Origin of the sequence: Mesorhizobium sp. B2-7-3, from assembly GCF_006440715.1 — a bacterium.
GTDB classification, from domain to species: domain Bacteria; phylum Pseudomonadota; class Alphaproteobacteria; order Rhizobiales; family Rhizobiaceae; genus Mesorhizobium; species Mesorhizobium australicum.
Window position 1 is genome coordinate 98,706 of record NZ_VFTY01000004.1, and the last position, 23,502, is coordinate 122,207.

The 23,502-nt window shown below is 62.4% G+C and carries 25 protein-coding genes; 13 read left to right on the forward strand and 12 right to left on the reverse strand.

The window, feature by feature from the left end:
* Positions 1 to 4: 4 nt before the first annotated feature.
* The 8 genes from FJW04_RS10655 to FJW04_RS10690 form a co-directional block, all read right to left on the reverse strand.
* Positions 5 to 1,018 carry a type II secretion system F family protein gene (locus FJW04_RS10655; RefSeq protein ID WP_015319328.1) on the reverse strand — a complete coding sequence of 338 codons (1,014 nt, stop codon included), beginning with the start codon at positions 1,016 to 1,018 and terminating at the stop codon, positions 5 to 7.
* A gap of 29 nt (positions 1,019 to 1,047) precedes the next feature.
* Complete coding sequence (locus tag FJW04_RS10660; protein WP_015319329.1) at positions 1,048 to 2,559, reverse strand: CpaF family protein; 1,512 nt, start codon at positions 2,557 to 2,559, stop codon at positions 1,048 to 1,050.
* Positions 2,560 to 2,582: 23 nt separating this feature from the next.
* The gene (locus tag FJW04_RS10665; RefSeq protein WP_140714020.1) at positions 2,583 to 3,872 is read right to left on the reverse strand and encodes a CpaE family protein; all 1,290 of its coding nucleotides are present in this window, start codon (positions 3,870 to 3,872) and stop codon (positions 2,583 to 2,585) included.
* Between the two features lie 47 nt (positions 3,873 to 3,919).
* A complete protein-coding gene (locus FJW04_RS10670; protein ID WP_140714022.1) occupies positions 3,920 to 4,651 on the reverse strand; it encodes a CpaD family pilus assembly protein in 732 nt (243 codons plus the stop codon).
* A gap of 14 nt (positions 4,652 to 4,665) precedes the next feature.
* Complete coding sequence (locus FJW04_RS10675) at positions 4,666 to 6,180, reverse strand: type II and III secretion system protein family protein (RefSeq protein ID WP_140714024.1); 1,515 nt, start codon at positions 6,178 to 6,180, stop codon at positions 4,666 to 4,668.
* Positions 6,177 to 6,986: a Flp pilus assembly protein CpaB gene (gene cpaB, locus FJW04_RS10680; RefSeq protein WP_140614762.1), complete on the reverse strand. Its 810-nt coding sequence runs from the start codon at positions 6,984 to 6,986 to the stop codon at positions 6,177 to 6,179. Before cpaB ends, FJW04_RS10675 begins: the two co-directional genes overlap by 4 nt.
* Positions 6,987 to 7,196: 210 nt before the next feature.
* The gene (locus FJW04_RS10685) at positions 7,197 to 7,715 is read right to left on the reverse strand and encodes a prepilin peptidase (protein WP_015319334.1); all 519 of its coding nucleotides are present in this window, start codon (positions 7,713 to 7,715) and stop codon (positions 7,197 to 7,199) included.
* A gap of 188 nt (positions 7,716 to 7,903) precedes the next feature.
* Positions 7,904 to 8,080 (reverse strand): Flp family type IVb pilin, encoded by a 177-nt coding sequence (locus tag FJW04_RS10690; RefSeq protein ID WP_140614764.1) that lies wholly within the window; start codon positions 8,078 to 8,080, stop codon positions 7,904 to 7,906.
* Positions 8,081 to 8,428: 348 nt separating this feature from the next.
* On the opposite strand from FJW04_RS10690, the gene FJW04_RS10695 reads away from it, so the two are divergent.
* The 3 genes from FJW04_RS10695 (at position 8,429) to FJW04_RS10705 (ending at position 10,250) form a co-directional block, all read left to right on the forward strand.
* Positions 8,429 to 8,848 (forward strand): pilus assembly protein N-terminal domain-containing protein, encoded by a 420-nt coding sequence (locus FJW04_RS10695; protein ID WP_140660658.1) that lies wholly within the window; start codon positions 8,429 to 8,431, stop codon positions 8,846 to 8,848.
* Positions 8,849 to 8,986: 138 nt separating this feature from the next.
* On the forward strand, positions 8,987 to 9,568 hold the full coding sequence (locus FJW04_RS10700; RefSeq protein ID WP_015319337.1) for a TadE/TadG family type IV pilus assembly protein: 582 nt from the start codon (positions 8,987 to 8,989) through the stop codon (positions 9,566 to 9,568).
* A gap of 40 nt (positions 9,569 to 9,608) precedes the next feature.
* Positions 9,609 to 10,250, forward strand: coding sequence for a TadE/TadG family type IV pilus assembly protein (locus FJW04_RS10705; protein ID WP_140714423.1), 642 nt, complete (start codon positions 9,609 to 9,611; stop codon positions 10,248 to 10,250).
* A 5-nt stretch (positions 10,251 to 10,255) separates the two neighbouring features.
* Here FJW04_RS10705 and FJW04_RS10710 read toward each other — a convergent pair whose 3' ends face one another.
* Complete coding sequence (locus FJW04_RS10710) at positions 10,256 to 11,176, reverse strand: phosphate/phosphite/phosphonate ABC transporter substrate-binding protein (protein ID WP_140614766.1); 921 nt, start codon at positions 11,174 to 11,176, stop codon at positions 10,256 to 10,258.
* 135 nt (positions 11,177 to 11,311) lie between these two features.
* On the opposite strand from FJW04_RS10710, the gene FJW04_RS10715 reads away from it, so the two are divergent.
* The 9 genes from FJW04_RS10715 to FJW04_RS10755 all read left to right on the forward strand — a co-directional run bounded on the left by FJW04_RS10715 (position 11,312) and on the right by FJW04_RS10755 (position 20,930).
* Positions 11,312 to 12,553: a phosphopentomutase gene (locus FJW04_RS10715; RefSeq protein ID WP_140714026.1), complete on the forward strand. Its 1,242-nt coding sequence runs from the start codon at positions 11,312 to 11,314 to the stop codon at positions 12,551 to 12,553.
* On the forward strand, positions 12,546 to 13,436 hold the full coding sequence (gene mutM, locus FJW04_RS10720) for a bifunctional DNA-formamidopyrimidine glycosylase/DNA-(apurinic or apyrimidinic site) lyase (protein ID WP_140714028.1): 891 nt from the start codon (positions 12,546 to 12,548) through the stop codon (positions 13,434 to 13,436). The genes FJW04_RS10715 and mutM overlap by 8 nt, the downstream gene beginning before the upstream one ends.
* A 33-nt stretch (positions 13,437 to 13,469) precedes the next feature.
* Entirely contained in the window at positions 13,470 to 14,243 is a 774-nt protein-coding gene (locus tag FJW04_RS10725) for an enoyl-CoA hydratase (protein ID WP_140714030.1), read from the forward strand.
* Positions 14,244 to 14,422: 179 nt separating this feature from the next.
* Entirely contained in the window at positions 14,423 to 14,689 is a 267-nt protein-coding gene (rpsT, locus tag FJW04_RS10730; protein WP_015319343.1) for a 30S ribosomal protein S20, read from the forward strand.
* A gap of 854 nt (positions 14,690 to 15,543) precedes the next feature.
* Entirely contained in the window at positions 15,544 to 17,088 is a 1,545-nt protein-coding gene (gene dnaA / locus FJW04_RS10735) for a chromosomal replication initiator protein DnaA (protein WP_015313987.1), read from the forward strand.
* Between the two features lie 200 nt (positions 17,089 to 17,288).
* Complete coding sequence (gene dnaN / locus FJW04_RS10740) at positions 17,289 to 18,407, forward strand: DNA polymerase III subunit beta (RefSeq protein ID WP_015313988.1); 1,119 nt, start codon at positions 17,289 to 17,291, stop codon at positions 18,405 to 18,407.
* Positions 18,408 to 18,473: 66 nt separating this feature from the next.
* Complete coding sequence (gene recF, locus FJW04_RS10745; protein WP_015313989.1) at positions 18,474 to 19,613, forward strand: DNA replication/repair protein RecF; 1,140 nt, start codon at positions 18,474 to 18,476, stop codon at positions 19,611 to 19,613.
* Between the two features lie 31 nt (positions 19,614 to 19,644).
* A complete protein-coding gene (locus FJW04_RS10750; protein ID WP_015313990.1) occupies positions 19,645 to 20,397 on the forward strand; it encodes a molybdopterin-synthase adenylyltransferase MoeB in 753 nt (250 codons plus the stop codon).
* A gap of 2 nt (positions 20,398 to 20,399) precedes the next feature.
* A complete protein-coding gene (locus FJW04_RS10755) occupies positions 20,400 to 20,930 on the forward strand; it encodes a GNAT family N-acetyltransferase (protein ID WP_181172920.1) in 531 nt (176 codons plus the stop codon).
* Here the strand turns inward: FJW04_RS10755 and FJW04_RS10760 are convergent.
* Positions 20,920 to 21,921 carry a D-glycerate dehydrogenase gene (locus FJW04_RS10760; protein WP_140660652.1) on the reverse strand — a complete coding sequence of 334 codons (1,002 nt, stop codon included), beginning with the start codon at positions 21,919 to 21,921 and terminating at the stop codon, positions 20,920 to 20,922. The two genes, FJW04_RS10755 and FJW04_RS10760, sit on opposite strands and share 11 nt — an antisense overlap.
* A gap of 148 nt (positions 21,922 to 22,069) precedes the next feature.
* Here FJW04_RS10760 and FJW04_RS10765 point away from each other — a divergent pair, with 148 nt between their 5' ends.
* Positions 22,070 to 22,630, forward strand: a complete 561-nt coding sequence (locus FJW04_RS10765; protein WP_015313993.1) for an SH3 domain-containing protein — start codon at positions 22,070 to 22,072, stop codon at positions 22,628 to 22,630.
* Here the strand turns inward: FJW04_RS10765 and FJW04_RS10770 are convergent.
* Both FJW04_RS10770 and irrA read right to left on the reverse strand, forming a co-directional pair.
* Positions 22,620 to 23,000, reverse strand: a complete 381-nt coding sequence (locus FJW04_RS10770) for a DUF4260 domain-containing protein (RefSeq protein ID WP_140714034.1) — start codon at positions 22,998 to 23,000, stop codon at positions 22,620 to 22,622. The two genes, FJW04_RS10765 and FJW04_RS10770, sit on opposite strands and share 11 nt — an antisense overlap.
* A gap of 28 nt (positions 23,001 to 23,028) precedes the next feature.
* A complete protein-coding gene (gene irrA, locus FJW04_RS10775) occupies positions 23,029 to 23,460 on the reverse strand; it encodes an iron response transcriptional regulator IrrA (protein WP_015313995.1) in 432 nt (143 codons plus the stop codon).
* Positions 23,461 to 23,502: the final 42 nt, after the last annotated feature.

Genomic DNA, 23,502 nt, shown 5'->3' on the forward strand with positions numbered 1-23,502 from the left:
GGCCCTAGACTTCAAAATTCATCATCTTGCGCATCACGAAGATGCCGATCGACATCCAGATGCCGGAAACACCGAGGATCAGATGGCCGACGCTGGTCGTGAACAGCGGCATCAGGTAGTTGGGACTGGAGAGATAGACGAGAAAGGCAACGATGAAAGGCAAGGCGCCGATGATGGCGGCGGATGCTTTCGCCTCCATCGACAGGGCCGCGACCTTGGCCTTCATCTTCTTGCGGTCGCGCAAGACGCGCGAAAGATTGCCTAGCGCTTCGGAGAGATTGCCACCGGCTTGCGACTGGATCTGGATGACGATGCCGAAGAAGCTCGCCTCGGTGCATGGCATGGTTTCGGGCATGCGCAAGGTGGCGTCGGGGATCGACAGGCCCATCTGCTGCGAATCGACGATGCGGCGAAACTCGGTCTTGACCGGTTCAGGGGATTCGTTGGCGATCAGGCGTATGGCATCGTTCAGCGGCAGGCCGGACTTGACCGCCCGCACGATGACGTCGAGCGCGTTTGGAAATTCGTTGAGGAATGACTTGACGCGCCGGCTACGACGAAAAGAAACGAACCAACGCGGCAGGCCAAGCGCTCCGGCGAGCAGCACACCGGGCAAGACAATCATCGGCGCACCGGCCACGAACGCGACCACCGTCAGCGCGAGACCGCAGATGGCCGAATAGATATAGAAACGTTCGATCGACACCTTCATCCCAGCCTGGCGAAGCTGCGCTTTCAGCGGCGGCTTCTTGACGGCGATGTCCTTGGATTTCTGCTTTTCGTCGAGATCCTTCAGTGAATCCTGCACCGATTTGCGGCGCTTGGCGGCGTCGGCCGCCCGGTCGCGGGTGGCCTTGACGACGGAACGGTCCGTCTCGGCGGCCTTGATCGTTTCCAGCCGCCTGCCGGCCTGTTTCTCGTTGCTGATCTGGTTGAACAGAAATACATAGGCGACCGCGCCGGCGCTGAAGCCGGCGAGTACGACAAACGCCAGTACGGTGCCGTCAATTCCAAACATCGACCAGAACCTTCACGCCTGTGAGTGCGTCAGTCAGCACGTTTCTCCATGGCCTCGAGCGCTATTGCGAGGCGCTGCTCTTCGCCGTAGTAGCGCGCGCGTTCCCAGAAATGCGGGCGGCCGATGCCGGTCGAGACGTGTTCTCCCAGCAGCCTGCCGTTGGCGTCCTCGCCCTTGATGTTGTAGAGGACGATATCCTGGGTGATGACGACGTCGCCCTCCATCCCGATCACTTCGGTGATATGGGTGATGCGGCGCGATCCATCGCGCAGGCGTGCCGCCTGGATGATGACGTCGATGGAGCCGACGACGATTTCGCGCACGGTTTTCTGCGGCAGCGAATAGCCACCCATGGCGATCATGGATTCGATACGGTTCAGGCATTCGCGCGGGCTGTTGGAGTGGATCGTGCCCATCGAGCCGTCATGGCCCGTGTTCATCGCCTGAAGAAGGTCGAAGACCTCGGGTCCGCGCACTTCGCCGACGATGATGCGTTCAGGCCGCATGCGCAGGCAATTCTTGACCAGGTCGCGCATCGTCACCTCGCCCTCGCCCTCGAGATTGGGCGGACGCGTTTCCAGGCGCACGACATGCGGCTGCTGCAGCTGCAGTTCGGCCGAGTCCTCACAGGTGATGACGCGCTCGTCGCGGTCGATGTAGTTGGTCAGGCAGTTGAGCAATGTCGTCTTGCCGGAGCCGGTGCCGCCCGAGATGACGATGTTGCAGCGGACACGGCCGATGATCTTGAGAACTTCTGCCCCTTGCGGAGAGATGGCGCCGAACTTGACCAGCTGATCGAGCGTCAGCTTGTCCTTCTTGAATTTGCGGATGGTGAGCGCGGTGCCATCGATAGCCAGCGGCGGCGCAATGACGTTGACGCGCGACCCGTCGGGAAGACGAGCGTCGCAGATCGGGCTGGATTCGTCGACGCGGCGGCCGACCTGGCTGACGATGCGCTGGCAGATGTTGAGAAGCTGCTGGTTATCGCGAAACCGAATGCCGGTCTGCTCGACCTTGCCGTTCACTTCGATGTAGACGTTCTTGGACCCGTTGACCATGATGTCGGCGATGTCGTCGCGCGCCAGCAACGGCTCGAGCGGCCCATAGCCAAGCACGTCATTGCAGATGTCCTCGAGCAGTTCTTCCTGCTCGGCGATCGACATCGCGAAGTTCTTGATCGCGATGATGTCGTTGACGATGTCGCGGATTTCCTCGCGCGCGCTTTCGGGATCGAGCTTGGCGAGCTGCGACAGGTCGATCGTATCGATGAGAGCCGAGAACACCTGGCTCTTGGTGTCATAGTAGGTTTCGCTCTTTTCGCGGCCCCTCCTCGGTTCCGGCGCCATGGGTGGCGCTTCGACCGCGCGCCTGGCCGGCGGCGCGACAGGTGCGCTCGGCTGAGGCGTGGCCGCGGGCCGGGCAAGCACCGCGGTGTCGGCCGGACCCGCGGCGGCCGGCGCAATCGTAGCCGGTGCCGATGCCGGCTGGCGGAATTCCGGCGTGAACCGGTTGCCGTCGTCGTTGCCTCTTTTACCGAACATGACCGACTACCGACCCCATTGCGTCACTTCTTGTTGCGCGAGAGCTTGCCGAGCAGACTGCCCAGGCCAGCTTTCTTCTTCGCCCGGATTTCGCTGCGGCCCGTCAGCACATGGGCAATCTCGTTGATCGTGGCCACAACCGGATTCTTGGCATCCATCTCGCCCAGCATGCGCCCGTTGTTTGCGGCATTGCCGAACAGCAGGGGATCAAAGCCGATGACCGACATTGGTGTCAGGCCGAGCGGTTCGGCGAAATCGGATGCCGAGATCTCGGGCCGCTTGGGCACGCCGGCCTGGTTGATGATCAATTTCGGCGGCGGGTCGTTCGGACGAAGCCGCTTCAACATGTCGACCAGGTTCTTGGTGTTGCGCAGATTGGCCAGTTCCGGAGTCGCCGTGATGACGATCTCGTCAGCCTTGACCAGCGTGTTCTTGGCCCATCCCGTCCAGACATGAGGAACATCGAGCACAAGCAGCGGCACGCTGCGCTGCGCGGTATCGACAAGTTGCGCGAAGGCATCGGGATCGAAGTCGTAGACGCGTTCCAGCGTCGAGGGCGCCGCAAGCAGCGACAGGTGCTCGGCGCATTGGGTCAACAGCCGGTCGAGATAGACTTCGTCTATGCGCTCGGGCGAGAACACCGCCTCGGCGATGCCCTGGGCCGGATCCTGGTCGAAATTGATGTTGGCGGTGCCGAAGGCGAGATCGAGGTCGGCGACAACGACCTCGGATTTGAACAGCGAGGACATTGCCCAGGCGACGTTGTGCGCGATCGTGGAAGAGCCGACACCGCCCTTGGCGCCGACGAAGGCGACCGTGCGGCCGAGCGGTTCGGCATCCGGATCGACGAAGATCGACGACACGACGCTGACGATGTCGGCCATCGACACCGGCGCGATGACATATTCGGAGATGCCGGAACGGATGAGTTCGCGATAAAGACCGACATCATTGTAGTGACCGATCACCACCACTTTCGAGGATGGATCGCAGTATTCCGAAAGCTGGGCGAGCTGCTCCAGCAATTGCTTGGGTTCGCTGCGCGATTCCAGCAGGATCAGGTTCGGTGTCGGCGCCGACTGGTAGAATTCGATTGCGGTGGCGACGCCGCCCATATGGACCTTGAGATGCGCCTTGGTCATGCGACGGTCCTCGCCGGCGCGCTGGACCGGATTGGCAACGCCCTCGGTCTCGCAGAATGCCTGGATCGAAATGCGCGGAACCGGCCGCAACGCCTGCATCGCGGCGACGTCCTGCGGCGAGGTATCGCCGCCCTCGACGGTGGCGTCATAGGCAAGGCTGCTCATGGTCATGCTCTTTCCGTGGCCCGTTCCTGGCGTCGCTTCTTTCCGAAGGCGGCTTAGTAAGTCACTTCCGAGTTGCCGAGGAATTCATCCGAAATGCCCCTGTCTTGGTAGACACCGATGGCTTTGCTGCGATTTGCCGCATCAATGGTGGTAGACTTGCGCGGCCCGAGAAGGTCGGCCGGATTGGCCATCTGGGCGGCCAGATTGTTCTGATAGGAGCAGCCGAAATCGGCGTAGTGCTTGTTTTCCGACGTTTCCACCAGGTCATCGGGCCAACGTCCGCATTTGTCGGTCTGTGCCCTCACCGCGATATAGGAGACGCGAACCGGGGCTGATGCCTCGCTCGATCCAGCCTGATAGGAGACCACGACGATCCGGTTGCGCTTGATACCGGCGGCGGCCGCGAGCCGGGCGAAATCACGGCCGGCCGCCGTCGCGGCAAGCTCGTTGGCGGATCCGCTTGGAACCTGGATCGTCAATGTCGGAGCGGCAGACTTGTCGTAGCCGTCGAGGAACCCCAGAAGCGTGTCGCGCTGCGCGCCGGTCATGCCACGGTCACCGGCGCCGACGGGAAGATCGATCTTCTGGTTCTTCTCCGCGATGACGATCGGATGATTGGTGCGATAGTCGTCGGGGATGGCGCCGACGGTAACGCTGTCGCGGTGGGCGCAACCGGCCAGGAGAGCCGTCAACGCTGCCGCGAGGATCGGAAGGACCCGCAGGCCTGTCCGAGAACGGCCGGAGCGCATCGCCATGGTCTTTGCCTTCAATACTGACTGAGACATGTCCGCTTTCCCGTTCACTTGTAGATGAAGCCGACAACGCCATGATAGCGGCCGTTGGGCCTGTCGGTCTGCATGGTGCCGTAGACGCGATTGACACGCCCAAGGAACATGCCGGCCCCGTCGCTTGGAGGGTTGAAATTGTCGTCCGGCTTGGCGAGTTCATTGCGCGCCACCGGCTTCACCAGATAGGGCGTAATGATGATGACGAGCTCGGTCTCGTTGCGCACGAAATCCCTGCTGCGGAAGAGCGCGCCGAGCACCGGGATCTTTGTCAGTCCAGGCAAGCCGTTGACGGCTTGCCTGACATCGTCGCGAACAAGGCCGGCGATCATCATGGAGCCGCCGGAGGGCAGTTCCACCGTCGTATCGGCAAGACGCTTGCGCAGAGACAGGACATTCGTGCCGGGACTTGTCACACCCGAGGACAGCGAAACGGACCCTTCGGTGGTCGGCTCGGAAACCGACGTTCTGACTTTCAGGCTGATGCGACCGGGAGACAGCACCACCGGCTGGAACTCCAGGCCGATGCCATATTCGATCTTGTCAATGGTATAGTTCTTCAGGCCAGTCTGGTTGTCGGTCGACACGTTCGCCGTGACGCCGCTCACCATGTTGTATTCACCGCCGACCTTGAAGGTTGCCTTCTCGCCGGATACGGCAGTCAAGGTGGGCTCGGCCAAGGTCTTCATGACCCCGGACTGCTCCATGGCATTGACATAGGCTTGCAGCCCCGAGGCGCCTATATTGAACCCCGAATTCGACAGCTGCTTACCGAGTCCGGTGAAATTGTCGCTAATCGCTCCATAGCTGATGCCGTTGCTGCCGCCACTGCCGACCATATTGACGCCGAGCTGCTTCATCACGGAACGGCTGACTTCGGCCACCGTCACCTTCAGCGTGACCTGATCATCTCCGATGATCTGCAGCAGATTGACGATCTGGCTGACGCGGCGCTCCTGGTCCGGATTGTTGATGTCGACACCGCTCTGGGCCGAGCCGCCAGCGGCGGTCTGCGAATATTGTCCCGTCGTCGCTTCACCGCCGGACACAAACATATTTGCCAGCTGTTCGGCACGCTTGGCATCCAAGGGGGTATCCACGGTGCCGGTCAGAACCACGTTGTCGTTGAGCAGTTCCACTTTGACGGCCGAGGTCGGAAGGAAGCGCTTGATATAGTCTTCCAGGCCGGCGACGTCGCGCTCGATGGCCAGGTCCAGGCTGGCGATCTGTTCGCCGTTCGGTCCAAAGACGAAGATGTTGGTTTCGCCGACCGACTTGCCAAAGAGATAGATACGCCTTGCGGTACGGGTCACGGCGTCGGCAACAGAGGGATTGGCGACAAGAATGTCATAGGCATCGCTCGGCAGGTCTATGACCACCGACTTGTTGAGGCCCAGCTTGACGCGCTGGGTGGCTGTCGTGGCCGACACCTGCGTGCTCTTCGCCTCGACGCCCTGCACATTCGCTCCGACCAGCAGCAGGCCGAATGCCATGGCTGCGATTGCCGGCAGTTTAGCGCTTAGCCTCATTTCCTTGCCCCTACCTCGGAGACTTCGCCCGACTTGATCAGCCTCACCGTTCCCCTGCGACCATTGCCGGAAACGAGATAGTCGGCCTCGTCCACATTCTTTTCCTGGGTGTCCGTGATCGCCCGCAGCGCCAGCGTCAGGCGATCCGCCATCTGCTGGGCAACGGTGATGATCTCCGCCTGTTTGGGTGTCAGCTCCAGCGTGGCGGTCTGGCCTACCCTGGTCTTCTTGCCTTCCTCGTCTTCCTGGATGGTCTGATCGATTGCCAGGACGCGGATATTCTTCAGGATGGTCTCGGTGCTGAAGCCGGCCCCAGTGTTGGCATCGGCCCTGCGGGTCATGATGACGTCGACGAAATCGTTTGGAAGGATGAAGCCGCCGGCCGAGGTGTCGGCCGATATGGTCGTGGCGACCGCCCGCATGCCGGAAGGCAGGATGGACGACATGAAGCTTTGCCCCTCGCCGATCAGCTTGGAGCGCCGCACGGGCTCGCCCGCATACATCGGCACACGGGCAATCGACCCTTTCAGCTTCTCCAGGGCGTCGGGAGCGGTGGCCTTGGTGATGAAATTCGCGTTGATGCCGTCAGCGGGCCAGGATTGCCAGGCGATGCTGTTCTGGAGCGCGTTGCCCATCGCGACATCACCCGAAAGCACGAGCACGTCCTGCAGGGATACCGCCGGGGCCTGGGGGCCAGAATCGACGACGATCTGAGGCGGCGGAGCGACCATGTTTTTCGCGACATAGCCAGCACCGCCCGCCGCGGCCACCGCCACGCTCAGAATAATCAATCGGGATGCTGGCATCTGTCCGAACCCTCGCCCTTGGCAAACCACCTAGCCAAGCCGGACTTTGCAGCGGCAATCGTCAAAACAAGGTTAATGCAATGCTTACGATCGTGATTAATTTAAGGTTTACATAAATTGGATGGATCGCGCCGAGATGCGTGGAAATGCTGGGCCGCCGCTCCGCAAGACGGCTTGCAAGGCATGCCAGCCGACGAAAAATTGATGAATTCAGTTCGCCAGCCTTGCCAGCGCCCATACCATCATGGGGGAATCGGGGAAGGTCAGCAGTCCGCCCAGGCCGAGCGCGATCCCATAGGGAACACCGGCCGACTCTTCGGCGAAATGACGCAGGAATGGATTGCGGCCGGTGAAAACCGCCAGCGTCGACTTCCGGTAAAGCAGGATGGCGATTGTCAGAAGGCCGCCGATGAATGTCGAGACGACAAGATATTCGACGAGATGCACGTTGAGCCCCATCCACACGGCCGTGGCGGCCAGCAGTTTGGCGTCGCCGCCGCCCATGCCACCCAAGGCGAACAGGCCGAACGTCACGGCAAGGACGATGGCGCCGGCGGCGAAATGTCCGCCATAGGCTGCCCAGTCCATGCCCGTCAGCGGCGCCACCAGCGCGAAGACGACGACAAGCAGAACCGGCACGCGATTGGCGATCGTCATCGACAGCATGTCGGAGATCGCGGCGAACAGCATGCAGAACGGGAAGACGACGAAAATCAGGGCCTCAAGCATCGGCGCTTATGCCTATTGTGCGGATTTCCAGGATACTCAATCTAGGTCGGTTCGATTAACGATTGATGAGGTCCGCATGAAAAGACGGTCGTTGTCGGCAGCACTCTGGACCGGTCACAGAGAAACAGGGGCCGCAATGTGGCGACCCCTGTCCAGAATGCAATCCAGGTGATCAGCAAATAAGCAGATCAGCTGCCGCTGCTGTTCAGCGTTGTACCGATGGTCGTGAACTTGGCGTTGATGGCATTGCCGAGCGCGCCTGCGCCGGTGATGATGGCGAGCGCGATGAGAGCGGCGATCAGACCATATTCGATGGCGGTCGCGCCGGATTCGTCTTTCACGAAACGTGCGATGAGATTAGACATTCGAGAGCTCCTACTCCACGTGTTACAGCACTTCCGTCAACTTCTGTGATGGTTGATCGGATGCTGCAAATCTAGGGAGAAGCTCTTTCGATCGGCTTAATAAACAGCCTTACCGATTCCTTTCCCGGCTAGAACATGTTGCGTGGTTAACTCCACACTAAGCGTTCTGTTTTGCAGGTCGACGCCGCAAACGGCAAGGGCTTGGGCAGGCTTGCGACGCCTGCACGAGTCCAATGGTGCGCTCGGCCATGCCGACCGCCATATCCGGGCGCAACAAGTCAACTTAACCGTTGGTTCACCAATCTCGTTCATGTTCTGTTGAACAGTCCGCTTGCGTGGAGCGCCGTGATGGCCGTGCCGAGATCCTCAATTCTGATTGCCGTGCTTCTTGCCGCCAGCTTGACCGCGCCCGCCAGGGCCGGCGCCGGGATCGAGGTCACCATGAACCAGGCCAAGATCGTGAAATTGTCGCGCCCCGCCGATACGATCGTCGTGGGCAACCCGGCAATCGCCGACGCCTCCGTCCAGGATGCCTCGACGATCGTGCTCACCGGCAAGGGTTTCGGTGTCACCAATCTCGTCGTTCTCGACCCAGAGGGCAGCCCGATCGTCGACGCACAGGTTACCGTGGTCCGCCAGGCGGCCTCGTCGGTTCGCATTTACCGGCGCGCGGAGGTCCAGACCATGTCGTGCACGCCCTATTGCGAAAGCTCCTACAAGAGCGACGCGGAGAAATCGTCCGAAGCCGAGATGAGCGTCAGCAAATAAGCCATGGGGGCCGTGCCAGCGCCCAGGTTACTGCCTGGTTAAAGCGCCTGCGCCGAGTTTAACGATCATTCAAACCGGACCTCAATTGGTTTGCACTAATACACCTGTCAGCACCGTCCAGGATGGCAGGAACATCGCATGAGCAAGGAAATCGGCTCGACAGATCAACGCAAGATCGAGCGCGCCAGGCCTTTCCAGCGCTTCGTGCGCGACCGGCGCGGCGCCACGGCGCTGGAGTTCGCGCTGCTTGCGATGCCGTTCGCGCTTCTCGTCTTCGCCATCCTCGAAAGCTGCATCTCGTTTGCCAGCCAGGAGGTGATGGCCAACATTACAGACGATGTCGCGCGCCGGCTGCGCACCGGCCAGTTGAGGGCCGCTGACGTCGCCGGAGACAATTTGAAGAACATGATCTGCGGCAAGCTGGAAATCATCGTTTCGCAGGATTGCCCCAATCAGTTGAGCGTCGATCTTCGCCAGTACACGGCTTTCGCCGACGCGGCCCAGGCCGGCTTCAGGATTCAGGGCGGTAACATCCAGCTGACGAATAGCGGCGCCGATGTGCCCTTTACCGTCACGGCGGGTGCGGCGGAGTCAAGGAACATGCTGCGGGTTTTCTACAAATGGCCCATCATGACCAACCTGATGGCGCAGTCGATGGGCGGCAACAAAACGCTGCATTTCGCTTCGGTGACCTGGCAGAACGAGCCGTTCGACAATTGAGACAATCACCGAAGCAACAACAAGAAAAAAGGCAGTGAATATGATGCGTGCGGGGGCACATCAGGGAATTGCTGGGCTCTGGGGCAAATCAATGCTCTGGGGCAAATCAATCCGGTTCTGGTCCAATCGTCGTGGCGTCGCGGCGGTCGAGTTCGCGCTTATCGCGCCTATCCTGCTGGTCATGTATTTCATGACCATGGAGGCTTCGCAGGCCATCGAGACGAGCAAGAAGGTCAGCCGTGTCGGCAGCATGGTCGCCGATCTCGTCACACAACAGCCGACCATCGCCAAAGTGGACCTCGATGCCATCATGAAGATCGGCACCTTGACCCTTCAACCCTATAACCGCTCCGTGCCGGACATCACCATCACGGCCATACAGGTCACCACCGATGCCACGCCGCAGGTCCTGGTGGTGTGGTCGCGCAAGGTGGTCAACGGTGTGAACGGCGTCGGAGCCACCGCCGGCACCGCCACCACGGTTCCGGCAAGCCTCAGGGTCCCCGGAACCTTCCTCGTCCGCGTCGACAGCACCCTGGCCTATAAGCCGATCATCAGCTGGACGACCGACAGCCAACAGAAGCTCGGGTTTATCGAGACGCTCGCCAAAGGCATGACGATGGGCGAAACCTATTATCTGCGTCCCCGCAGAAGCGTCACGATCCCTTGCAGCGATTGCTGAAAGACTTATTGCCGCCCATCGACCGATACCATCCGCACGATGGCCTCCGCCGCCGCATAGTCCTTGGGAGCCACGGGCATGAAGCCGCCAGCATGCTTCGGCTCCAGAAGGTCGTAGACATCCGGCGTCGTCGATTTGAGGTTGGTGAGGAACACGGTCAGCCGACGCTTGGCTTCCGGATCGAGGTCGCCGCGCACCGCATGGGGACCGTATCTCAGCAGACCCGACGTCCACACGACCTGAAGGGCCGACGCCGAAAGGCCTGATGCCTCGAGCCTTGCCTGGGTGCCCCCGGGCGGTCGCGGCTGACCGTCGGCCGCTGCCTTCACCCAGCCGAACATGGCGTCGGCCTCGCCGCCGACGAGCATGGTTTCGGCCGCGGACGCCGACGGGGCATGGACAAGGAATGGTGCGTCTTCGGCTATCCTGACATGTTCGGCGGCCAAGCCCGCCAGCGGCAAAAGCGAACCGCCGACGCTGTCCGGCGGCGGCATGGCGATCCGGCGGGTCTCCATGTCAGCCAGGCCGGGCAATTTGCCGTCCCTGGTCAGCAGTACCGAGCGGATGCCGGCCGCACCGTCTGAATCGACCGGAGCTACGAGCGGCTCGACGCATTCGCAGCGTTGCAGCGCCGTGGCGTAGGCGGTCGCCGAATAGATGGCGTATTCGATCCGCGCATTGGCCTGTGCCTCGATCAGTGCCGCGTAATCGCGGGCAACGACGAATTCCACCTTCATGCCGAGCGCATTGGTAAAGGCTTGCGTCAGCACGGCCAGCCCCGGAACGGTATTGCCGGCGCCGGGTTCGGCGACGATACCGATGCGAAATGTGCCGATATCGTCGCGCCAGTCTGCCCACGCCGGTCCACAACAGAACGCACCGTTCACAGCCATGAGGGCAGTCCATGTCTTGAGCGCAGCCTTCATGACGGGACCGCCTTGCCTCTTGTTTCGTCCATGGGCGCCCAACTGGTCGCGACACCTGATCTTTGCGCCTTCCGAATTGCCAAGGCCGCCATGGAACCCTATGTCTTGAGGTCCACACTGGCAACAAATGACCCGATGGCGCGTGCATTCCTCTTTGTCCTGGATTCCTTCGGCATCGGCGGCGCGGCCGACGCAGAACGTTATGGCGACGCCGGTGCAAACACGCTGGCGCACATCGCCGAAGCTTGCGCGGAAGGGCGCGCCGATCGCGACGGGCTTCGTCAGGGACCACTGTTCGTCCCCCACATGGCATCGCTGGGACTTGGCAAGGCGGCCGAGACGGCGACAGGACTGGGTTTTGCTCATTTCGGGACGGACCTGCTCGCCAATGCCTTCCATGGCGCGGCGCAGGAGATTTCGAGCGGCAAGGACACGCCTTCCGGCCACTGGGAGATCGCAGGCCTGCCAGTACGCTTCGACTGGGGTTATTTCCCGGATACGGTTCCCGCTTTTCCGGCCGACCTGACCGAGGCGATCATCCGCGAGGGCAAGGTTTCAGGCATCCTCGGCAATTGCCATGCGCCAGGCACCGAGATCATCGAGCGGTTCGGCGAGGACCACATCCGCACGGGCAAGCCGATCTGCTACACGTCGGTCGATTCCGTCCTGCAGATCGCCGCGCATGAAATCCATTTCGGCCTGGAGCGGCTCTATGACTTGTGCCAGGTGGTGCGCCGGCTGGTTGACCCGCTGAGGATCGGACGGGTGATCGCCCGCCCCTTCGTCGGCGAGACGTCAGCCACCTTCGAGCGAACCTACAACCGCCACGACTACGCCGTGCCGCCACCCGAAGCGACATTGCTCGACCGGCTGACGGCGCGCGGCAGCCGCGTCATCGCCGTCGGCAAGATCGGCGACATCTTCGCCCATCGCGGGATTTCGCAGGTCCGCAAGGCGGCGGGCAACATGGCCATGTTCGACCAGGCGCTGGGCGCCATGGACGAGGCCGGCGACGGTGACCTCGTCTTCGCCAATTTCGTCGATTTCGACACCGAATTCGGCCATCGCCGCGACGTCGCCGGTTATGCCGCCGCACTCGAGGCCTTCGACCGGCGTCTGCCGGAGGCGTTTGCGAAGCTGAGGCCGGGCGACCTTCTCATCCTGACCGCCGACCACGGTAACGATCCGACCTGGCGCGGCACCGATCATACGCGCGAACGCATTCCGGTCATCGGCACTGGACCCGGCCTCAAAGGCGGCGACATAGGGCTGAGGGCGACATTCGCCGATATCGGCGAGACGGTTGCCGAACATCTGCGGCTGGCGCGCGGCCGTAACGGCACGTCCTTCCACGCCACGATTGGCGGTCATGCCTGAATTGCCCGAAGTCGAGACAGTCCGGCGCGGCCTGCAGCCGGTCATGGAAGGTGCTCATCTGGCCAAGGTCGAGATGAGACGACCCGATCTGCGCTTCCCCTTTCCCGAACGGTTCTCGGAGCGGCTGACGGGCAGGACGGTCACGGCGCTTGGCCGGCGCGCCAAATATCTGACCATGCATATGCAGGGCGGTCCGGTTCTGATCTGCCACCTCGGCATGTCGGGCTCCTTTCGCATCGAGACCGGCGACAACGACGAGACACCGGGCGTGTTCCATCATGAGCGTTCGAAGAGCGCGGCGCACGATCATGTCGTGTTCCATGTCGTTTCCGCGGCCGGCGCGCGCTCCCGGGTGATCTTCAACGACCCGCGCCGCTTCGGTTTCATGCTGTTTGCGGAAGAGCCGCCGGAGACGCATCCGATGCTGGGCGGACTGGGTGTCGAGCCCACCGGCAATGCGCTGGACGGCGTTCTGCTTGCCTCGCTGCTGAAAGGCCGCAGAGCGCCGCTCAAGGCAGCGCTTCTCGACCAGAGGCTGATCGCCGGCTTAGGCAATATATACGTCTCGGAGGCCCTCTGGCGCGCAGGGCTGTCACCCCTGCGCGAGGCAGGCACCATCGCCAAGCCAGGCAAGAAGGCCAGGGAACAAAGCGAAGGCCTCGCCGAGGCAATCCGTTCGGTCGTCGCGGACGCCATCGCGGCCGGCGGGTCTTCACTGCGCGACTATGTGCACACCGATGGGTCGCTGGGCTATTTCCAGCATTCCTTCGCCGTGTACGACCGCGAGGGTGAGCCTTGCCCCAAGCCCGGCTGCCGCGGCCATGTCGAACGTATCGTGCAGAGCGGACGCTCGACCTTCTATTGCCGGACCTGTCAGAGGTAGGCTAGACCGCCGTCGAGCGAGGAGAAGCAGCCCATGGACTATGAGACGATCATCACCGAGACGCGTGGCAAGGTCGGGCTGATCACGCTGAACCGGCCAAAGGCGCTCAATGCGTTGAATTCCCGGATCCTTGCTGAACTCGTCTCGGCCGTGAACGGTTTCTGCGCCGATCCTGGCATCGGCGCCGTGGTTGTTACCGGTTCCGACAAGGCCTTCGCCGCCGGTGCCGACATCAAGGAAATGCAGGCGATCTCCTACGCCGATGCCTACATCCAGGACTTCTTCGTTGGCTGGGAAGAGTTCACGCGGGCACGAAAGCCGATCATCGCGGCGGTGGCCGGCTATGCCCTGGGAGGCGGCTGCGAACTCGCCATGATGTGCGACTTCATTATTGCCGCCGATACGGCCAAATTCGGCCAGCCCGAGATCACGCTCGGTGTCATTCCCGGCATGGGCGGGTCGCAACGCCTGACCCGGTTCGTCGGCAAATCGAAAGCAATGGACATGTGCCTGACGGGACGGATGATGGATGCCGCCGAGGCCGAACGTTCGGGCCTGGTGTCGCGGGTCGTTCCGGCCGCCGAGCTGGTCGAAGAGGCCGTCAAGGCGGCGGCCAAAATCGCGGATTTCTCGCTGCCATCGGTGATGATGGCCAAGGAAGCGGTGAACCGGGCCTATGAGACGACGCTTGCCGAGGGATTGCGCTTCGAACGCCGCCTGTTCCACTCGCTTTTCGCGCTCGAAGACCAGAAGGAAGGGATGGCGGCGTTCGCCGAAAAGCGGAAGCCGAATTTCACCAACCGGTAGGGCGTGGCGGGCCAGCGTCTGAAACCCGTGGGATCGGCAAAAAGAACGCCCGTCGGCGTTGACGCGCCGGAAAAGCTGAACTATAAGCCGCACCAACCGAGGCGGCCCCGTGGCTGCCCGTTTGTTTTTTGCGCCCTGCGGCACGCCGCGTGCGCCGACCAGATCAGAAGAGAGGCATCATGGCCAACACATCCTCGGCCAAAAAGGCAACGCGCAAGATCGCCCGCCGCGCAGCGATCAACAAGAACCGCCGCTCGCGCGTCCGCACCTACGTCCGTCAGGTCGAGGAGGCACTCGCCTCCGGCGACAAGGCCGCCGCACAGGCCGCCTTCAAGGCAGCCGAGCCGGAATTGATGCGCGCCGCAACCAAGGGCGTGATGCACAAGAACACAGCGTCCCGCAAGGTGTCGCGCCTCGCCCAGCGCCTCAAGGTGCTGTCGGCCTGACATCGCCTTTTCAGGACGATCTTCTTCGAACCCGGCCGATCGCGCCGGGTTTTTTCGTTTGCCGGCAAGTACTTAAAAAGAATAGCCGCAGACAGCCCCAAGTGCAGATTCCCCAGTGCGAAATGATTTGCCGGCACATACATGCCCGCTGATGACCGGCACGCTTGAAAAGCGCCGACTGAAAAAACTACGCTCCGCACAAATAGCTATTTTTTTTCAAGCGGTTAGCGACAGTCATCCACAGCTTGTCCACAACGCGCCGAAGAGACGGGAGGACAACTGGCTGTCAAGTGAATTATTTCAGAAAATTTCGCGCCGGCCCGGCTTTTTCATATTCGTCGGAAAAGGGTTTGAATCCCAATGGCTTTGTCAAAATATGCCGCTGCGGCATGGCGCTCCAACCTGCCCGAGGTAACCAGATTCCTTAAAAATCCGTTAGACGTGGCCTTGCCCTATCCACAGCGATTTCGGTAATGTCGATCTATCGAACGGGACGGGCCTCTGGCCCTAACCCAGCCTTACGCGGCCAGCTTAAATTGGCGGGATTTGCGACGTGGATCAAGTCCGCGAACGGGTATGGTTTGCTCTTTTTCGATACGGTAGGGGACTGGCGTAACTAGACATGGCAGGTAGGACGGCGCGCCGGCGCTCTTTCGCCGGACGGCGTTGTATTGCCCTGACATACCCAACGCGGACTGGCTTCCATGGGCCGGCACCGGTTCCCGTCGGATAGTGGGCGACGTTCATTGCCGGCGGCGGCAATGGGCATCGTAGCGAAGACACGGTCGCCGGAAAAGGATGCAGGAGGCGCATCCCCAGCGAAAAACAGGTACAGAAAGGCAAGGAACTCGATCATGCAGAGCGGCATCGAAAGGGAGCTTACGGGCGACCTCCCATTTCCTGGAACTTTGATCGGAGCAAACGAGATGGCGGTCTCCAGCGACGCGGAACAGAAGTTCGACCGGGTCAAGGCCCAGTTGAAGGCGCGCCTGGGAACCGAAGTCTATTCCAGCTGGTTTGGGCGCATGAAGGTCGCGGAAGCGTCCAAGGGCATTGTCCGCATCTCCGTGCCCACCGCATTCCTACGCTCGTGGATCAACGGCCACTATCATGATCTCATTTCAGAGCTGTGGAAGCACGAGGATCCCGAGCTTCTCAAGATCGAAATCGTCGTGCGCACCGCAACCCGTCAGGGGCGCGGCCAGCCCGAACCGGAATTGGCGCCGGCCCGCAAGATGACGCGGCAGACGCAGACGGCGCTGGCCGCCGGCACCGTCAGTCCAAGTAGGGTGGAGCGGTCTCCGATGCCGCGTCCGGGCGTGCCGGTCGAGAGCGAGTTCCGCCACAATGTCCTGGGATCACCGCTTGATCCGCGTTACACGTTCGGCTCCTTCATCGAGGGACCGTCGAACCGCGTTGCCTTCGCCGCCGCCAAGGCCGTGGCGGAATCGCAGTCGAGCGCGGTACGCTTCAACCCGCTTTTCCTGCATGCCACCGTCGGGCTCGGCAAGACGCACCTGCTGCAGGCCATCGCGGCGGAATCGCTGAAGCAGAACCCGAAGTCACGCGTCGTCTACCTCACCGCGGAGTATTTCATGTGGCGCTTCGCCACGGCGATCCGCGACAACAACGCACTGACGCTCAAGGAGCAGTTGCGCGACATCGATCTCTTGATCATCGATGACATGCAATTCCTGCAGGGCAAATCGATCCAGCATGAATTCTGTCATCTGATCAACATGCTGCTCGACAGCGCCAAGCAGGTCGTCGTTGCCGCCGACCGGCCACCGTCGGAGCTGGAATCGCTCGAACCGCGGGTCCGTTCGCGTCTCAATGGCGGCGTCGCGCTCGAAATGTCGGCGCCCGATTTCGCCATGCGGCTCGGCATGCTCAAACTGCGTCTGGCCACGGCCAGGATCGACGATGCATCGCTGGGCATTTCCGAAGAGATCCTCAACCACGTTGCCCGCACCGTGACCGGCAGCGGACGTGAACTGGAGGGCGCCTTCAACCAGCTCCTGTTTCGCCAGTCGTTCGAGCCGCAGATCACCATCGACCGCATCGACGAGATCCTCGGCCACATCTATCGCACGGGCGAGCCGAAGCGGGTCCGCATCGAGGACATTCAGCGCATCGTGGCGCGTCACTACAACGTCTCGAAGACGGAATTGCTGTCCAATCGGCGCACGCGCACCATCGTCAAGCCGCGACAGGTCGCCATGTATCTGTCGAAGGTGATGACGCCGCGCTCGCTGCCGGAAATCGGGCGGCGCTTCGGTGGCCGCGATCACACGACGGTGCTGCACGCCGTGCGCAAGATCGAGGACCTTTCCGGCAATGACAACACGCTGGCGCAGGAACTGGAATTGCTGAGAAGGCTGATCAACGACCAGGCCTGACCGGCTGGAAAGCGCCCGCTTGCGGGGTTGGCCAGCTTTATCCCCAGAAAGCCCGCGCAACCGGCCCGAACCGGTGGCGCGGGCTTGCGTTCACTGGTTTTTTCCTGTCAGTTTGCGTAGATTCTGAAGCCTGTTCAGAGCTTTCGCGGGCCGCCGGCAGCCGGAGACCCGTTCATTCATTCAAGCGAGCCTGTTTCGTCATGCGTGTTATCCTGGAACGGTCAAATCTCCTGAAGTCGCTCAACCACGTGCACCGCGTGGTCGAACGGCGCAACACCATACCGATCCTGTCGAACGTGCTTCTCAGCGCGGACGGCGCCAGCCTCGAAATGAAGGCCACCGACCTCGACCTGGAGGTGACGGAAGCGACGCCCGCCAAGGTCGAGCGCGGCGGCGCGACGACGGTCCCCGCGCACCTGCTCTATGACATCGTGCGCAAGCTCTCCGACGGCGCCGAGGTAATGCTGAAGACGGATGAGGACGGCAACGCCATGACGGTGACGTCGGGCCGCTCGAGCTTCCGCCTGCAGTGCCTGCCGCAATCCGATTTTCCCGAGCTTTCGGCCGGATCCTTCTCGCACATCTTCCGCCTCGATGCGGTGGCGCTGAAGGGCCTGATCGAGAAGACGCAGTTCGCCATCTCCACCGAGGAGACACGCTACTATCTCAACGGCATCTACCTGCACACGCACGAAGTCGGCGGCAAGCTGAAGCTGCGCTCGGTGGCAACCGACGGCCATCGGCTGGCGCGCGCCGAGATTGACGCGCCGGCCGGCTCCGAGGGCATGCCGGGCATCATCATTCCGCGCAAAACAGTGAGCGAGTTGCAGAAACTGGTCGACGATCCGGATGTCGCCGTGACCACCGAACTGTCCGACACCAAAATCCGCTTCACCATCGGCAGCGTCGTCCTCACCTCGAAGCTGATCGACGGCACCTTCCCGGACTATCAGCGGGTCATTCCGACCGGCAACGACAAGAAGCTGATCCTCGACCGCCAAAGCTTCGCCGCCGCGGTCGACCGGGTCTCGACCATCTCTTCCGAACGCGGCCGCGCGGTGAAGCTCTCGATCAGCGAAGGCCAGGTGACGCTTGCGGTCAACAATCCGGATTCAGGCAGCGCCACGGAAGAACTGGCGGCCGACTATTCGGCCGACCCGATCGAGATCGGCTTCAACGCCAAATACCTGCTCGATGTCGCCGCGCAATTGACCGGCACGGAGGCCAAATTCATGTTGGCCGATGCCGGTTCGCCGACGCTGATCCACGACATGGCCGATGAGACCGCGCTTTACGTGCTGATGCCGATGCGGGTATAGCCGGCGCGGCGTCGCTGGCGATACGACTAGGCCTTGGTTGCGGCGACTTCTACAGGCGGATAGCGGTTGCCGGCACAAACCCACATAAGTAAGCTCACGCTTACCAATTTTCGCAACTATGCGACCCTTGCGATAGATGTCGCGCCGGGCGCCGTGGTCTTTTCCGGCGACAATGGTGCCGGTAAGACCAATCTCCTCGAAGCGATCTCCTTTTTGACACCGGGACGCGGCTTGCGCCGCGCAGCCTACGGGGATGTGGCCCGTGAGGGTGGCGATGGCGGTTTTGCCCTGCATGCACGGCTCGACGGACCTGAAGGCGAGGTCGAGATCGGTACAGGCATTTCCGGGGGCGACACCGCGGAGAGCGGCAGGCGGGTGCGTATAAATGGAGCCGCGGCGCGGGCCGAGGACATGCTGGAATGGCTGCGGGTCGTGTGGCTGACGCCGGCGATGGATTCGCTGTTCACCGGGCCGGCCGCGGATCGCCGGCGCTTTCTCGACCGGCTGGTGCTAGCGATCGATCCCGGCCATGGCCAGCGCGCACTCGATTACGAGAAGGCGATGCGAGGCCGTAACCGCTTGCTGACGGAAGGCTCGCGGGATGCCAGCTGGTTCGAGGCGATAGAGACGCAGATGGCCGAGACCGGCGTGGCGATAGCGGCCGCGCGCGCCGAGTTGGTGCGCCTGCTGGTGGCCATGATCGACAGGCTGCCCGACACCGGACCGTTTCCGCGGGCCGATATCGGCCTTTCGGGTGAATTGGAGGCCGAGATTGCCGGTGCGCCGGCGGTCGATGTCGAGGAGCGGTTCCGACGGGCGCTTGCCGATGGCCGCGACCGCGACCGCGCCGCCGGACGTACCCTCGAGGGCCCGCACCGCTCGGACCTCATGGTCCGGCACCGGCCCAAGGCAATGCCGGCCGAACTCTGCTCGACCGGCGAACAGAAGGCGTTGCTGGTCGGCATCGTGCTGTCGCATGCCCGGCTGACCGGCGAAATGTCCGGCCTGACGCCGATCCTGCTGCTCGACGAGATCGCGGCGCACCTCGATGGCGGCCGGCGCGCGGCACTGTTCTCGATCCTGGAAGACCTGAACTGCCAGGCTTTCATGACGGGTACCGATGCGGCGCTGTTTTCCAGCCTGCATGGCCGCGCTCAGTTCCTGACGGTCGACCATGGCACGGTTGGGCCAACCGAAGACCCCTGACAATATTTTTCGGCCGCTATATGGTCCTGACATGACTACCGCCCTCACCGCCGACGAGATCGAACGCTATGCCCGCCACATCGTGCTGCCCGAGGTCGGCGGCGCTGGCCAGCAGAAGCTCAAGCAGGCGCGGGTGCTGGTGATCGGCGCTGGCGGGCTCGGGGCGCCGGTGCTTGAATATCTCGCCGCGGCCGGTGTCGGCACGCTCGGCATTGTCGACGACGACACTGTTTCGCTCTCCAACCTACAACGGCAGGTCATTCACGGCACCGATACGGTCGGCATGCTGAAAACCCAGAGCGCCGGCGCTGCGATCGCCCGCATCAATCCCAACATATCGGTCGAAACGCACACATTCCGGCTCACCGCGGAAAACGCCCCTGCCCTCGTCGCCAAGTACGATATCGTCGTCGACGGGTCCGACAATTTCGAGACGCGTTATGTGGTTGCCGATGCCTGCGCCAGCGAAGGGAAGCCGCTGGTGCATGCGGCCGTCGGACGTTTCGATGGCTCGGTCACCGTGTTGAAGCCTTTCGAGGACGGCAGGGACGGCAAGCCGAACCCGAGCTATCGGGATCTGTTTCCCGAAGCCCCGCCGCCGGGCCTGGTGCCGTCCTGTGCGGAGGCCGGAGTGCTCGGCGCGCTGACCGGCGTCGTCGGCACCCTGCAGGCAATGGAGGCGATCAAACTGGTCACCGGCATAGGCGAGCCGCTGATCGGCCGGCTGCTGCTTTACGATGCGCTCGCCGCCCGCTTCGAGACCATCCGCTACAAAAGACGCTGATCTTGGAACAACCCCCTGTTTCGATCACGCAAATCCCCGCCGATTTCGGCCGCTGGGGTGATGTGCTTGCCCTGATCATGCATGCCTTCGCCTTCATGGACGACATCATCGACCCGCCGTCGTCGGCTCACCTGCTCACAGTCGAAGCACTGCGCGCCAAAGCCTTGCGGGAGACAGGCTTTCTGGCGCTCGACGGCGACAGGATCGTGGGCTGCGTTTTTGCTCTCGAAAAGGCCGAGGGTCTTTATGTCGGCAAGCTCGCCGTCGCCCCGGACCGGCAGGGGCAAGGCATTGGCCGGCGGCTGATGCAAGCGGCCGAAGATCTGGCCCGCAGCCGCGGCAAGGCCGACATCGAACTGGAGACGAGGATCGAACTGGCCGCAAATCATGCCGCCTTTGCCCGGCTCGGCTTTCGCGAAACCGAACGGACGGCGCATGAGGGCTATGACAGGCCGACGTCCATCACCATGCGCAAGACCATTCGTAAGCTTCGGTTTATGAGAGCCGGCGCCTGGAAGGTTTTCAGGTCCTGAGCGGCAGCACGCGGTCCGGCGGGCGATGGCCATCGACGAAGGCGCGGATATTGATGATGACCTTCTCGCCCATGTCGATGCGGCCCTCGAGCGTGGCCGAGCCCATATGCGGCAGAAGCACGACCTTGTTCCTGGCGGCCAGCTTCAAGAGCTTGCCGTTCAGGGCCGGTTCGTGCTCGTAAACGTCCAGGCCGGCGCCGGCGATCTTGCCGTCCTGGATCAGCTTGACCAGCGCTTCTTCGTCGATGATGTCGCCGCGGGCAGTGTTGACGATATAGGCGGTGGGCTGCAGCAACGCGAGCCGCCGCGCCGACAGAAGATGAAAGGTAGCGGGTGTCGAGGGACAATTCACCGAGATGATGTCCATGCGGGCCAGCATCTGGTCGAGACTTTCCCAATAGGTCGCCTCCAGCCCATCCTCGACCGCCGGCAGCACACGATGCCGGTTGTGATAGTGAATGGACAGGCCGAAAGCCTTGGCTCGCCTGGCAACGGCGGTGCCGATGCGGCCCATGCCGACAATGCCGAGCCGCTTGCCCCAGATGCGCCGGCCAAGCATCCAGGTCGGCGACCAGCCGGCCCATTTCTTGTCGCCCGTGAGCACACTGGCGCCTTCCGCCAGCCGGCGCGGCACCGCCAGCATCAACGCCATGGTCATGTCGGCGGTATCTTCGGTGAGCACGTTGGGCGTGTTGGTGACGGTGATGCCCCTCTTGGCCGCCGCCGCCACGTCGATCTTGTCGACGCCGTTGCCGAAATTGGCGATCAGCTTGAGATTGTCGCCGGCCTGGGCAATCAGTGCGGCGTCGATCTGGTCGGTCACGGTCGGCACCAGCACGTCGGCTTCCTTGACCGCAGCGACCAGTTCCGGCTGCGTCATCGGCCTGTCCTCGACGTTCAGCCTTGCGTCGAACAGCTCGCGCATGCGGGTCTCGACCGGGTCGGGCAGCTTTCGCGTGATGACCACGAGAGGCTTCTTTTTGCCTACCATTGTTTCCCTCGTTGAGACCTCTTTAACCAAGACAGGCGAAACTGAAAGCCGGTCGCGGTAGCCGATTTACCCATGTAACAAGCGGTGCCGCCGAAGACAAAGAAAAAGGGGTGCCGCAGCCATCGGGCCGGTGCCGAAAGGAACGAAAGTGTCTGGTTTCGCGTCGCTTCGCCTGGCCCTCAGCGCAGCATTTCTCGGCGCTCTTCTCTATTCTCCGCTTGCCGGCGCGCAAAGCGCGGCCGCTCCCGCCCAGAGCGCCATCACGCTCGGACCGAGCGGCCTGCCGCTGCCGCGATTCGTCAGCCTGAAATCCGGCCGCGTCAACTCGCGTGTCGGCCCCGGCGCCAACTATTCGGTCGACTGGATGTACATGAAGGCTGGCCTGCCCATGGAAATCATCCAGGAATTCGATACGTGGCGGCGCGTGCGCGACGCCGACGGCTCGGAAGGATGGATCAACCAGTCGCTGCTTTCGGGCCGACGTACCGCAATCGTCGCTCCCTGGCAGCGCGGCAAGGGCGGCCAGATCAACCTTCTCAAGAGCCCCGAAAAGGATGCCAGAGTGGTGGCGATCGTAGAACCCGGCGTCATGGGCACGATCAAAGCCTGCGACGGCCAGTGGTGCGAGATGACGTTCGACGGCCACACCGGCTGGCTTGCCCAGTCGGTCGTCTGGGGCGCTTATCCGGGCGAGCGGGTCAAGGACTGAACGTTTCGCTTTTGCGCCCGATACGGCCGAGATGGGTATCCTGAAATCCTGTTGACAGCTTCAAGCCGTAGCCCAGCGCGCGGTCGATCGCGATATGCGCGATCCAGATCAGTGCGACGGCGTTGCCGACCGCACTGCCGGCGAGGTGCCCGGCAAGCAACACAAGCACCGGTACGATCAGAATGTGCAAGGCGTTGTAGGCAATGGCGCCGACGCGTGGGCCGCCGAGATAACCCAGCATCGACAGGTCCGGCGCCAGGATGAGCAACGCGAAGAGCCACCAGGAAACGCCTGTCGCGCCATAGAAGACGATCGCGGCAGCCGCCGCGACGGCCCATTCGAGCCGGACTATCCAATTGAGGAATTTCATCCCAGACCGCTTATTCCGGCCTTGCCGATCATTCCGGACGCTTGGGACGCAGCCTCACCACGATATCGACATTGGCGATCTCCATGCCTTCGGGCGGCTCCGGCAGATTGGTGACGGTTACCGGGCCGTTGGCGATGTCGAAAATCCTGTTTTCGCCTTCGATGTAGAAATGGTGGTGGTCGGAGGTGTTGGTGTCGAAGTAGGTCTTGGAACCTTCGACGGCGAGAATGCGCAGCAGCCCCGCCTGGGTAAACTGGTGAAGCGCGTTGTAGACGGTGGCCAGCGATACCGGCACGCCGGCGGCCTGCGCCTCCTCATGCAGTTCCTCAGCCGACAAATGGCGGTCGCCCTTGGCGAAAAGCAGGTCGGCCAGCGCAATGCGCTGACGGGTCGGCCTCAGGCCGGCTTCACGTACCCGCTTGTCCACAGCGACATTTTCCTTCCGGCAGCCCCGGTCCATCTGGTCTTCCAAGCTCGCAGTCCCGCTTCGAGACACGCCCAG

Coding starts and splice junctions, on each gene's coding strand:
- dnaN (WP_015313988.1), top strand. CDS start 17,289: ATGCGTGTTATCCTGGAACGGTCAAATCTCCTGAAGTCGCTCAACCAC.
- FJW04_RS10690 (WP_140614764.1), bottom strand. CDS start 8,080: ATGTCTAATCTCATCGCACGTTTCGTGAAAGACGAATCCGGCGCGACC.
- FJW04_RS10705 (WP_140714423.1), top strand. CDS start 9,609: ATGATGCGTGCGGGGGCACATCAGGGAATTGCTGGGCTCTGGGGCAAA.
- FJW04_RS10685 (WP_015319334.1), bottom strand. CDS start 7,715: ATGCTTGAGGCCCTGATTTTCGTCGTCTTCCCGTTCTGCATGCTGTTC.
- FJW04_RS10700 (WP_015319337.1), top strand. CDS start 8,987: ATGAGCAAGGAAATCGGCTCGACAGATCAACGCAAGATCGAGCGCGCC.
- dnaA (WP_015313987.1), top strand. CDS start 15,544: ATGCAGAGCGGCATCGAAAGGGAGCTTACGGGCGACCTCCCATTTCCT.
- cpaB (WP_140614762.1), bottom strand. CDS start 6,986: ATGCCAGCATCCCGATTGATTATTCTGAGCGTGGCGGTGGCCGCGGCG.
- FJW04_RS10675 (WP_140714024.1), bottom strand. CDS start 6,180: ATGAGGCTAAGCGCTAAACTGCCGGCAATCGCAGCCATGGCATTCGGC.
- FJW04_RS10750 (WP_015313990.1), top strand. CDS start 19,645: ATGACTACCGCCCTCACCGCCGACGAGATCGAACGCTATGCCCGCCAC.
- FJW04_RS10725 (WP_140714030.1), top strand. CDS start 13,470: ATGGACTATGAGACGATCATCACCGAGACGCGTGGCAAGGTCGGGCTG.
- FJW04_RS10715 (WP_140714026.1), top strand. CDS start 11,312: ATGGCGCGTGCATTCCTCTTTGTCCTGGATTCCTTCGGCATCGGCGGC.
- FJW04_RS10710 (WP_140614766.1), bottom strand. CDS start 11,176: ATGAAGGCTGCGCTCAAGACATGGACTGCCCTCATGGCTGTGAACGGT.
- FJW04_RS10770 (WP_140714034.1), bottom strand. CDS start 23,000: ATGAAATTCCTCAATTGGATAGTCCGGCTCGAATGGGCCGTCGCGGCG.
- rpsT (WP_015319343.1), top strand. CDS start 14,423: ATGGCCAACACATCCTCGGCCAAAAAGGCAACGCGCAAGATCGCCCGC.
- irrA (WP_015313995.1), bottom strand. CDS start 23,460: ATGGACCGGGGCTGCCGGAAGGAAAATGTCGCTGTGGACAAGCGGGTA.
- FJW04_RS10670 (WP_140714022.1), bottom strand. CDS start 4,651: ATGTCTCAGTCAGTATTGAAGGCAAAGACCATGGCGATGCGCTCCGGC.
- FJW04_RS10695 (WP_140660658.1), top strand. CDS start 8,429: ATGGCCGTGCCGAGATCCTCAATTCTGATTGCCGTGCTTCTTGCCGCC.
- FJW04_RS10760 (WP_140660652.1), bottom strand. CDS start 21,921: ATGGTAGGCAAAAAGAAGCCTCTCGTGGTCATCACGCGAAAGCTGCCC.
- mutM (WP_140714028.1), top strand. CDS start 12,546: ATGCCTGAATTGCCCGAAGTCGAGACAGTCCGGCGCGGCCTGCAGCCG.
- FJW04_RS10655 (WP_015319328.1), bottom strand. CDS start 1,018: ATGTTTGGAATTGACGGCACCGTACTGGCGTTTGTCGTACTCGCCGGC.
- FJW04_RS10665 (WP_140714020.1), bottom strand. CDS start 3,872: ATGACCATGAGCAGCCTTGCCTATGACGCCACCGTCGAGGGCGGCGAT.
- FJW04_RS10660 (WP_015319329.1), bottom strand. CDS start 2,559: ATGTTCGGTAAAAGAGGCAACGACGACGGCAACCGGTTCACGCCGGAA.